This window comes from Rhodococcus sp. NPDC003348 (assembly GCF_053589375.1).
The window spans coordinates 46,472-56,484 of the sequence record NZ_JBSFRT010000042.1; the positions used below are offsets into that span (position 1 = coordinate 46,472).

Genomic DNA, 10,013 nt, shown 5'->3' on the forward strand with positions numbered 1-10,013 from the left:
ACCGAGACGCAACAGCGATCTCCTGTCGGACCCCGTCGCTACCTTCGCGGGAAGCGTCCGAAGAAACCGGACGGGACCTCGAGGAGCTTCGTGAGCGACAGGACGACCGCCGACGCCCGGGACGACGAGTCCGCCTTCGCGCCACCCGCCTCGTGGATTCCCGTGAAGTATCCGCGGCGGGGCGGCTTCGCGGCCGACGTCGCCCCCGTCGACCCCGACGCGGGCACGGTCCTCGACCACGAGATCGAGTCCAACGAACAGCATCTGCAATGGGCCGCCTGGGATCTGGTGAAAGATCCCAATCCCAACGCGCTCGCCGCCGCCGCGCGCCGCTACCAGGCCGGCGAGTACTCGCCGGTCGGTGCGGCCGCACTGATGGTCCTGCTCACGCGATTCACGACGCCCGAGACGGGCGCACTCGTCGTGGACGGGTGGGCGGCGAGGCACGGAGTGCCGTTCGCGGTCGAGGCACTGCTGGAGGCATCCGACATGCGGCAGGTCAGCACCCGGGTGCCGGTGCCGGAGAACGCCGACTTCGTCTTCGTGACCTTCGTGGTGGGGGGCATCGGATCGAATCGCGAGTCGTCGGCGGAAGTCGGCCCGCCGAGCCACGTGATGCGCGACGTGCTCACGCAGACCGGCGACCTGAACGAGCAGGTGCGCCACACCGTCCGCGAACACATGCTCGACCGCATGCGCGCACTACTGGCCGCCGCGTCGGACGACGACTACGCCGCGGCGCGCGACGCGGCATCGGGGCTGCGCACGAACACGATCCGGTGCCTCACCGCGACGTACCTCTTCCCGACCGAACGGGACTGGTCGAACGAGCTGATCATGGGGATGGACGAGGTCCCGTACCACTGGCGCACCCATCTCGTGGTGTCGTCGAACACGACCGCCGAACTCGGGCGGGTGATCGGCCGGAACGGGCGCCACGCGTGGCTCGACGACGAAGCGGTTCTGGCGGGCGTGGTCGACGGTGTCGGCGCCGACGTCGCGACGGCACTGACCACCGCCTTCGACACGGAATTCCCCTACCGCAGCGTTCGGGACGACGAGATCCGGCTGCGCATCCTGCACGCACTGTCGTCGATCCCCACCGAGGACGCGTTCGCCGCACTGGTCGACCGGGCGCAGCTGAAGAACGCACTTCCCGCGGTGCTGCACGCGATGGAACACTACCCGCGCCGTGCCTTCGGGATCCTGGCCCGATCCGGTTCGGGGTTGTTCGACCGCCACGTCCGGGAACAACCTGCCCTGGCCGCCGAGCTGGCGGACACCCTCCCCACGTGGGCCCGGCGCCGGGTCGAGGACCTGACGACGACGGTGCCCGAGGCAACCGATCTTCCCGCGATCCTGGTCAGCCCGCCGTGGTCGAAGAGGCGAAAGCCGACCCCGCCGACCGTACTGGACGGGCTCGTCGCCCCCGCTGTTCGCCGAATCGATTGGCTACCGGGCGAACTCGAAGAGCTGCGGAATACTCCGCACGACTACTGGTACACCACGTGGGAGCAGTACCGGCAGTACGTCCGCGAGACGACCGCGCAGGGTGTGAACGAGTGGGACGCCTGGTTGATCTTCCTGATCGCCCCGGACGAGATTGCCCGACCGCTGCTCACGGACTGGGCGGGAACGTCGCTCAAGGACCCGCTTCGCGTCGTGGCCCGCTACGAACTCGACGCCCTACCGCTGATGCTGCAGTTCGCCCGCGCGCATCCCGGCGCCGCGGCCCCGTACCTGATGCCGTACGTCGATATCGACGTTGCGCGGCTGCATGCGACGATGTTCGCCACCCGCAAGAATCTCCGCAGACCGGCACTGTCGTGGCTCGTGCGACACGCCGCGGACGCGGTGACGTTGCTGGTTCCGGATGCGGTGGGACCGGTAGGGACGCAACGCGATCACGCCACGGCCGCCCTGCGAGCGCTGGCCCGCGCCACCGCCCGGGAGACGGTGGTCGACGGCGCCGAGCGGTACGGAACCGACGCCGCGAAGATCGTGGGAGACCTGGTCGATCTCGACCCGCTCGAGGCGCTACCCAAGAGAATCCCCAAGATTCCCGCGTGGGCGGACATCGAGTCGCTGCCGCCGATTCTGACGACCGATCGATCCGCGGCGCTCCCCACCTCCGCCGTGTCGACCCTGCTGACGATGTGCGCGATCGGGACCGCGGACGCCCCGTACGCCGGACTCGACGTCGTCGCCGCGTTCTGTGATCGCACATCGCTGGCCGCGGCCGCATGGGAACTGTTCGAACGCTGGTGGGGAGCCGGCGCCCCGGCGAAGGACAACTGGGTGATCCTCGCCCTTGGCTGGCTGGGCGACGATTCGACCGTCGCCAGGCTGGCACCACTCATCCGGCGGTGGCCGGGCGAGAACGGCACCGCCCGAGCTCAACTCGGGCTCGATGCGCTCGCCGCACGCGGGTCGGCGCGGGCGTTGACCGAACTCGATCGCATCTCGCGGAAGATGAAGTTCAAGTCGTTGAAGAACGGCGCCCGGCAACGCGTCGCGGACGTGGCCCAGGATCTCGGACTCGACCCCGAGCAACTGGCGGACCGCACCGTGCCCGATCTCGATCTCACGCCCGAGGGAACGATGACGTTCGACTTCGGATCGCGCACGTTCGCCGTGGGTTTCACCGAGGCACTGGTGCCGTTCGTCCTCGACGAGGCCGGCACGAAGACGGCCGGACTCCCCAAGGCGAGCGCCGGGGACGACCCGGCATTGGCCGAGGAAGCGAAGAAGCGGTTCTCGGAACTGAAACGTGAGGCGAAAACTGTCGCCGCGGAGCAGATCAAGCGGTTCAACCGGTCGATGGTCACCGGGCGCCGCTGGAGCGGAGACGAATTCACCGACTTCGTTCTCGGTCATCCCGTGCTCGTGCACATGGCACGCCGCCTGCTGTGGGCCTCGTTCGACGAGAACTCCCGTCCCGTGGTCGTGTTCCGGGTCGCGGAGGACAACACGCTCGCCGACGTCGAGGACCGCGCGGTCGCCCTGCCGGACGGCCCGATCGGGCTCGTGCACCCCGCCCACATACCCGACACCGTGGGCGCCTGGTCCGACGTCTTCGCCGCTCACGACATTGCGCAACCGTTTCCCCAACTCGGCCGTACCGTCCACCACCCCCTGCCCGGTGACACCGACGGGAGCGGACTGTCGCGATTCACCGGGGTGACCGCGACACCGAGTCAGGCCCTGCGGCTGACGTATCGCGGATGGGAACCCGTGTGGGAGAACCCCGCGTCCTGGGGTCAGGGGCTGCTGTATCGGCTCAGCGACGAGGTGTCGGTGTTGCTCGGACTGGAACCGGGGATGGGAACGGGCAGCCCGTACGACGGGTATCCCGACCAGAAGCTCGTCTCGGTGAACCTTCGCGGAGGGACCCTGGACGACGTCGACAGGGCGACCGTCTCGGAGCTCATCGCGGATCTGGCGGGTTTCGCGTCCTGACGCACCGTGTCCGACCTCACGCCGGCGCACCGGTGCCGCACCGCGAGGTTCGCGGGAGGGCACCGCTGTCGCACCCTCCGGCTACTCTCGACCGGGTGAGTTCGGAGAAGATGCTGGTCCGGATCGGCGGGCTGTTACGGCAGGCGGAGTCGACCGACAACCCGCACGAGGCGCAGGCGTTCATGGAGGCCGCGCAGCGGCTCGCGACCGCCACCGCCGTTGACCTGGCCGTGGCGCGCGCGCACACCGCGTCCCGCGAACGCCGCGCCACCCCGGTGCAGCGGGCGATCTCGATCGGCGAACCGGGACGCAAGGGACTGCGCACCTACGTGCAGTTGTTCGTGGCGATCGCCGCGGCCAACGACGTGCAGTGCGACGTCGCCCACAATTCCACGCAGGTGTTCGCGTACGGGTTCGACACCGACATCGAGGCCTGTCAGACGCTGTACGCCTCGCTGCTCATGCAGATGGTCCGGGCGTCGGACGCGTACATCCGGTCCGGGGCGCACCGCCCCGTCGCCGGGGTGACCGCCCGGCTGAACTTCCAGCTCGCCTTCGCGGCGCGGATCGGCGAACGCCTCGCCACCGCCAAACGCGAGGCCGAAGCGGAGGCCGTGCGGACCGACACCGGCAACACCGATCCGACCGGTACCGCACTCGTGTTGCGGGACAAGCAGATCGAGCTGCGCGACTTCTACTCGCAGACGTCGAAGGCGCGTGGCACCTGGCGGGGCGCGCAGGCGAGCGTCGCCCGCTCCGACAAGGCCCGCCGGGCCGGGGACCGGGCCGGCCGGGACGCCCGGCTGGGGGCGAATCCGGAACTGCCCGGTGCACGGAAGCGGCTCGCGTGAGTGTCCGCGACAGCCAACGCTCGCTGGTGTACGACGCGGAATCGGTGGTGCGCGGGATCTTCGACCGCGCCGACCGGGGCACCGGGCGGCAGCTCGAACTGTTCGGCTCGCACCTGACCCTGCCGGTCGAGCGTCGCTTCGCGTCGGTGGAGTCGGTGCAGGACTACGCGGACCGGGTGCTGGCCCTGAACTGGGTCCGTGCCCGCTGGCCGCGGTCCGCGGTGCCGGTGACGGTGCGGACGCGCGCCGGCGCGAAGGCGGCGCACTACGAACCCGGTACCGCCACCCTCGCCGTGCCGGTCGTGGGCGGCCGATCCCGCTGGGCACTGCGGGAACTGGTCGTCCTGCACGAGCTGGCGCACCACCTCGAACCGGACGGCGCCGATCTGGCGCCGCACGGCCCGGAGTTCGTCGACCGCTACCTGGTGCTCGTCGAGGAGATCCTCGGCGGCGAGACCGCTTTCGTACTGCGCACCGTCTTCGTCGAGAACGGAGTCCGGCTGGCCTGACCCGACCGCGTGATCCCGGGCCGCGCGGAGCTCAGGATCCGAACGGGCCGTTGTCGGGCAGCCGCAGGTCGGACTTCTCGAGTTCCTCGATGTTGACGTCCTTGTAGGTGATCACCCGCACGTGCTTGACGAACCGGGCGGGCCGGTACATGTCCCACACCCAGGCGTCGGCCATCCGTACCTCGAAGTAGATCTCCCCGTCCGCGTTGTGCGGCACCAATTCGACGGAGTTCGCGAGGTAGAACCGCCGTTCGGTCTCGACGACGTAGGCGAACTGGCCGACGATGTCCTTGTACTCACGGTAGAGCGAGAGCTCCATCTCCGTTTCGTACTTCTCGAGATCTTCGGCGCTCATCGGTTTCGTTGTCCTCCTGCTGTTCGCTGGTCCAGGCAGCCCGGTGTCCGGACCTGACGCCCCATCATCCCGCACCGACCGCGGCGGTGTACATCGCACCCGTCCCGACGCCTGCGGCGGCCCGCACGTTCGCGTACGACATGCGGTGTTCGCGGCTCGGTCCGAGGGCGCTCAGCGCCGCGGTGTGAACGGGTGTGCTGTACCCCTTGTGCCCGGCGAAGCCGTACCCGGGCAGGTCCTCGTCCAGCGCGACCATGGTGCGGTCCCGGGACACCTTGGCCAGGATGCTGGCCGCCGCGATGCACGCGGCGGACGCGTCACCGCCGATCACCGGCAGCGACGGCGCGGCCAGTCCGGGCACCCGGAATCCGTCCGTCAGAACGTAACCCGGCGGTGAGGACAGGCCGGCAACGGCGCGGCGCATGCCCTCGATGTTGGCGACGTGCACGCCCAGCGCGTCGACCTCGGCGGCGGGGATCTCGACGATGCACCACGCTCGGGCAAGGCGCTGGATCACCGGGAACAATTCCTCCCGGACCCGCTCGGTCAGTTTCTTCGAGTCGTCGAGCCCGGCGAGTGCACGATGCGGCTTCGGACCGAGGACGCAGGCGGCCACCACCAACGGTCCCGCGCACGCCCCCCGGCCCGCCTCGTCAACCCCGGCGACCGGGCCGAGACCCGTCCGGATCAGCGCAGACTCCATCGTCCGCAGCCCGGATGCTCTGCGGATGACGGTGCGCGGTGGCCAACTGGTCAATTCTTCTGTGTCAGTTCGTCTCGGGATCAGTTCGTCTGGGGGTTGGGCGAGGAGATCGTGCCCCACCGCGACGGCGGCAACACGATCGCGACGGCCTTGCCGATCACGTTGTCGATCGGCACGGTTCCGTTGTACTCGTCCCCGACGTGGTAGCGCGAGTCCGCCGAGTTGCTGCGGTTGTCGCCCATCACCCACACGTTGCCCTCCGGCACGGTGTACGGGCCGAAGCAGCGGCCGGACTTGATCGGGGTGTCGCACGTCTGGATGCCGGGAGTGAACGGGAAGTCGCTGACCACGTACGGCTCGTCGAGTGGCTTGCCGTCGACCAGGACGCGGCCCTGCTCGTCGCAGCACTCCACCTTCTGGCCTCCGGTCGCGATGACCCGCTTGACGAGGTCGTTCTCGTCCGGCGGCACCAGACCGACCAACGAGCCGAACTCCTGGACGCCGCGGATCACCACGTTGTCGGACCGGGTGGACGACCATTCGCCGTTCCACGAATCGGGACCCTTGAACACGATGACGTCGCCGGGATCGGGGTCCCCGAAGCGGTAGCTGATCTTCTCGACCAGGATCCGGTCGCCGGTGCAGCCGGCGCAGCCGTGCAGGGTGGGTTCCATCGACTCGGAGGGGATCAGGTACACCCTCGCGATGAACGTCTGCAACACGAAGCTCAGCAGCAACGCGACGACGATGAGGATGGGGAGTTCCCGCCAGAACGAGCGGGGCTTCTTCTTGGGCCGCTCCGACGCACTGTCGGGGCCATCGGCGCCGCTGCCCGGCGCCGTCGATTCCTGCGGGGTATCTACCACTGGAACAGGTTAGCGTCTGCGCACTTCCGATTGCTGCTACTGGCCCAGCAGCACGAGGGCTACGTGGTCACGGCTTCCCGTCGCACTTCGACCCCCCACGCGTCGACCTTCGCTCGAAAGCGGAAAGCCCGGCCCAGAAATTCCGGGCCGGGCCAACACTGTGAGCCAGAGCTCAGTGCGCTTGCGCGCGAACGCTCAGCGCTTTTCCTTGATCTTCGCGGCCTTGCCACGCAGATCGCGCAGGTAGTACAGCTTGGCGCGACGCACGTCACCGCGGGTGAGCACGTCGATCGAGGCGATGTTGGGGCTGTGCACCGGGAAGGTGCGCTCGACACCGACGCCGAAGGACACCTTGCGGACGGTGAAGGTCTCGCGGATGCCGCCGCCCTGACGCCGGATCACGACGCCCTTGAAGACCTGCACGCGCTCCTTCGAGCCCTCGATGACCTTGACGTGCACGTTCAAGGTGTCGCCGGGACGGAACTCCGGAATGTCGCTACGGAGTGACTGGGCGTCCAGGAAGTCCAGTGTGTTCATCGGTTGATCCATCCTTGCGTTTCTTCGCACGAGCAGAGGACCCGAGCGGCACCGCGGATCCGCGATGCTCGGCTGGTTCGTACTCCGATTCAATGAGTGCGCCTGTGCAGGCAACCCGTCAATTGTGCCAGACGGGCTGTTCCCAGGCGAAATCACCCGTCAGACGCCGTCCCGGCCGCCGTGCCCGACGGGCGGCGCGGCCCGCACGGTCCGCTCCAACTCCTGCTCGGTCGCCGTCACCGCGTGCTCGACGCTCGGTTTGCCTGCGATGAGGTCCTGCACGTAGATCTTCGCGCGGATCATCGGCCGCCGGTACCGCTTCTCCCGTGCAATAGCCCGCGCCATCTTCCTGGGCTTGTCCGTGTACCGCCATCGGGCCCACGGCGCCCCGGGGCGACTCAACCGGATGGCGCCGACCAGCAGCATCGGGAAGAAGAACATGCCGAACAGACCGGTCCAGATCTTGCCCTTCGCGATCACGACCGCCGCGATCGCGAGACTCAGCAGTGACAGCACGGCCAGCACGGCCCGCACCCACAGCTCAGGATTGTCCCGGAAGTCGGACGGGTTGACGATCGCGTCGGGCCGCGCCCCGAGCAGCAGCAGACCGGTGACGGCGACGGCCACGAACACGGCGTCCACCGACGCACGCCCCTGCTCGGCCCAGTACACGTCCTTGAGGTAGAAGATCAGCGCGAACTCGTCGAGCACCAGCGCGGCACCGATGCCGAAGCACGCGGCGAGCACCGCACCGGATGCCTGCGTGCCGTCCTCGTAGATCGCGATCAGCCCGACCCCCGACACGAGCATCGCGACCACCCCGAAGACGACATGGTGGACGTGCTGACCGCCAGGGGTCACGTTGCCCGGCCACCACCGGACCTTCGCACGGATCATGCGGACGCTGAAGCGGATGAAGACGAAACCGGCAATGAAGCCGAGCAGGAAGAACAACAGCGGCAACCGGCCGCGTGCGACGATCTCGTCCTCCAGCCAGTGCCGCATCAGGCCGGCCCTTCGCCCCTGACGATGCACCGGAAGCCGACGTGACAGGTGGAGGTCTCCTCGGTCTCCCCCTGCCGGGCCGCGGGGCGGTAGCGCAGGCAGTAGTTCGGCGCGCACAGGTGCGAGCCACCCTTGATCACCCGCCGCGGATACACCTCGCCGGCCCGCACCTCCGCCGCCTCCACCCGCGGATTGCGCGGAATGCAGCAGGCACTCGCAGGCGCGACGTTGCGTCCCGACGCGCCGTGGTCGGCGGTGTGGAAGTCCGTCGTCCACTCCCACACGTTGCCGGCCATGTCGACCAGGCCGTACCCGTTGGGACGGAACGACCCGATCGGCGAGGTGCCGACGAAACCGTCCTCGGCCAGGTTCTGCCAGGGGAACTCGCCCTGCCAGGTGTTGGCCTGGTACCGGCCGCCGGGCGTGACGTCGTCGCCCCAGGCGTAGGTCTTGCGGTCGAGGCCGCCGCGGGCCGCGAACTCCCACTCCGCCTCGCTGGGCAACTCCTTGCCCGCCCAAGCCGCGTAGGCGAGCGCATCGGCGTAGGCGACGTGGGTGACCGGATGCCGTTCACGCCCACCGACGTTGCTGCCGGGCCCCTCGGGGTGGCGCCAGTCCGCCCCGGGCACCCACGACCACCACTGCCGGAAGTCGTCGAGCGAGACCCTCCCCGGCGGCGGGGTGAACACCAGCGAACCGGGCACCAGGTCGCCCGGGTCGGCGTCCGGGTAGTCGGCGGGGTCGGGCGCGGTCTCGGCGACGGTGACGTGCCCGGTGTCCTTCACGAAGCGGCGGAACTCGGCCACCGTCACCGGGTGGGTGTCCATCCAGAACCCGTCGACCTGCACCTGGTGCACGGGACGTTCCTCCGGATAGAAATCCTCCGACCCCATCCAGAACACGCCACCGGGAACCCACGACATGTCCTTGCGCGCCCCGCTGGTCACCATTGCCACAGCATCTCACCCATCACGGATGGTGTCGGTACGAGACCCTCCGCCGAAGATCTGGGCATGGGTACTGCAATCGGTGACATCCTCCCCCTCGCGCTCGGCGTCGCGATCAGCCCGATCCCGATCATCGCGGCGATCCTCATGCTCCTGACCCCGAAGGCGGGCACCACTGCCACCAGTTTCACCGCCGGCTGGGTCCTGGGTATCGCGGTCGGTTACGCGGTGCTCGTGGTGATCGCGAGCGCCGTCGGACTGAGCTCGTCCTCGGACGGCAACGCCACCACGGCGACGATCAAGATCGTGCTGGGTGTGCTGCTGCTCCTGCTCGCCGCAAAGCAGTGGAAGGACCGCCCCGCGCCCGGTGAGGACCCGAAGATGCCGGCCTGGCTCGCCGCGATCGACAAGGTCACGCCCGGCAAGGCACTCGGACTCGGTGTCGTGCTCTCCGTGGTGAACCCGAAGAACCTGCTGATGATCGTCGGCGCGGCGGTGGCCGTCGCGCAGCTCGGCGTCAGCGGCTCGGTGCTGACCGTGGCCGGGATCGTGTTCACCGTCATCGCGGCGAGCACGGTGGCGGTGCCGGTGATCGCATACTTCGCGGCGCGTGAGCGGGTAACCGGCTGGCTGAACAACCTGAAGGTGTGGCTGACTGCGAACAACGCCGCCGTGATGGCGACGCTGCTGCTGGTCATCGGTGTCGTGATGATCGGCAAGGGCATCGGCGGGTACTAGCGGCCACGCCGCCGCGTGCGCACTTGTGGTGGCTCCCGCCACC

The 10,013-nt window shown here is 68.9% G+C and carries 10 protein-coding genes; 4 read left to right on the forward strand and 6 right to left on the reverse strand.

Features of this window, described 5'->3' with window-relative positions; translation table 11 throughout:
* The first annotated feature begins 90 nt into the window (after positions 1 to 90).
* The 3 genes from ACWDU4_RS22920 to ACWDU4_RS22930 all read left to right on the forward strand — a co-directional run bounded on the left by ACWDU4_RS22920 (position 91) and on the right by ACWDU4_RS22930 (position 4,819).
* The gene (locus ACWDU4_RS22920; RefSeq protein ID WP_450116231.1) at positions 91 to 3,459 is read left to right on the forward strand and encodes a DUF4132 domain-containing protein; all 3,369 of its coding nucleotides are present in this window, start codon (positions 91 to 93) and stop codon (positions 3,457 to 3,459) included.
* Positions 3,460 to 3,554: 95 nt separating this feature from the next.
* A complete protein-coding gene (locus tag ACWDU4_RS22925) occupies positions 3,555 to 4,310 on the forward strand; it encodes a DUF2786 domain-containing protein (protein WP_450116232.1) in 756 nt (251 codons plus the stop codon).
* Complete coding sequence (locus ACWDU4_RS22930; RefSeq protein WP_450116233.1) at positions 4,307 to 4,819, forward strand: TIGR04338 family metallohydrolase; 513 nt, start codon at positions 4,307 to 4,309, stop codon at positions 4,817 to 4,819. The genes ACWDU4_RS22925 and ACWDU4_RS22930 overlap by 4 nt, the downstream gene beginning before the upstream one ends.
* 31 nt (positions 4,820 to 4,850) lie before the next feature.
* Here ACWDU4_RS22930 and ACWDU4_RS22935 read toward each other — a convergent pair whose 3' ends face one another.
* The 6 genes from ACWDU4_RS22935 to ACWDU4_RS22960 form a co-directional block, all read right to left on the reverse strand.
* Positions 4,851 to 5,174, reverse strand: coding sequence for a DUF2469 domain-containing protein (locus ACWDU4_RS22935; protein WP_345343313.1), 324 nt, complete (start codon positions 5,172 to 5,174; stop codon positions 4,851 to 4,853).
* A 64-nt stretch (positions 5,175 to 5,238) separates the two neighbouring features.
* A complete protein-coding gene (locus ACWDU4_RS22940; RefSeq protein WP_450116234.1) occupies positions 5,239 to 5,931 on the reverse strand; it encodes a ribonuclease HII in 693 nt (230 codons plus the stop codon).
* Positions 5,932 to 5,957: 26 nt separating this feature from the next.
* On the reverse strand, positions 5,958 to 6,743 hold the full coding sequence (gene lepB, locus ACWDU4_RS22945) for a signal peptidase I (protein WP_450116235.1): 786 nt from the start codon (positions 6,741 to 6,743) through the stop codon (positions 5,958 to 5,960).
* 195 nt (positions 6,744 to 6,938) lie between these two features.
* Entirely contained in the window at positions 6,939 to 7,280 is a 342-nt protein-coding gene (gene rplS, locus ACWDU4_RS22950; RefSeq protein WP_450116236.1) for a 50S ribosomal protein L19, read from the reverse strand.
* A gap of 159 nt (positions 7,281 to 7,439) precedes the next feature.
* The gene (locus ACWDU4_RS22955; protein WP_450116237.1) at positions 7,440 to 8,285 is read right to left on the reverse strand and encodes a hypothetical protein; all 846 of its coding nucleotides are present in this window, start codon (positions 8,283 to 8,285) and stop codon (positions 7,440 to 7,442) included.
* A complete protein-coding gene (locus ACWDU4_RS22960; protein ID WP_450116240.1) occupies positions 8,285 to 9,208 on the reverse strand; it encodes a formylglycine-generating enzyme family protein in 924 nt (307 codons plus the stop codon). Before ACWDU4_RS22960 ends, ACWDU4_RS22955 begins: the two co-directional genes overlap by 1 nt.
* Positions 9,209 to 9,298: 90 nt before the next feature.
* Between ACWDU4_RS22960 and ACWDU4_RS22965 the strand changes: the two genes are divergently transcribed.
* Entirely contained in the window at positions 9,299 to 9,970 is a 672-nt protein-coding gene (locus ACWDU4_RS22965) for a GAP family protein (protein ID WP_450116238.1), read from the forward strand.
* The last annotated feature ends 43 nt before the right edge of the window (positions 9,971 to 10,013 follow it).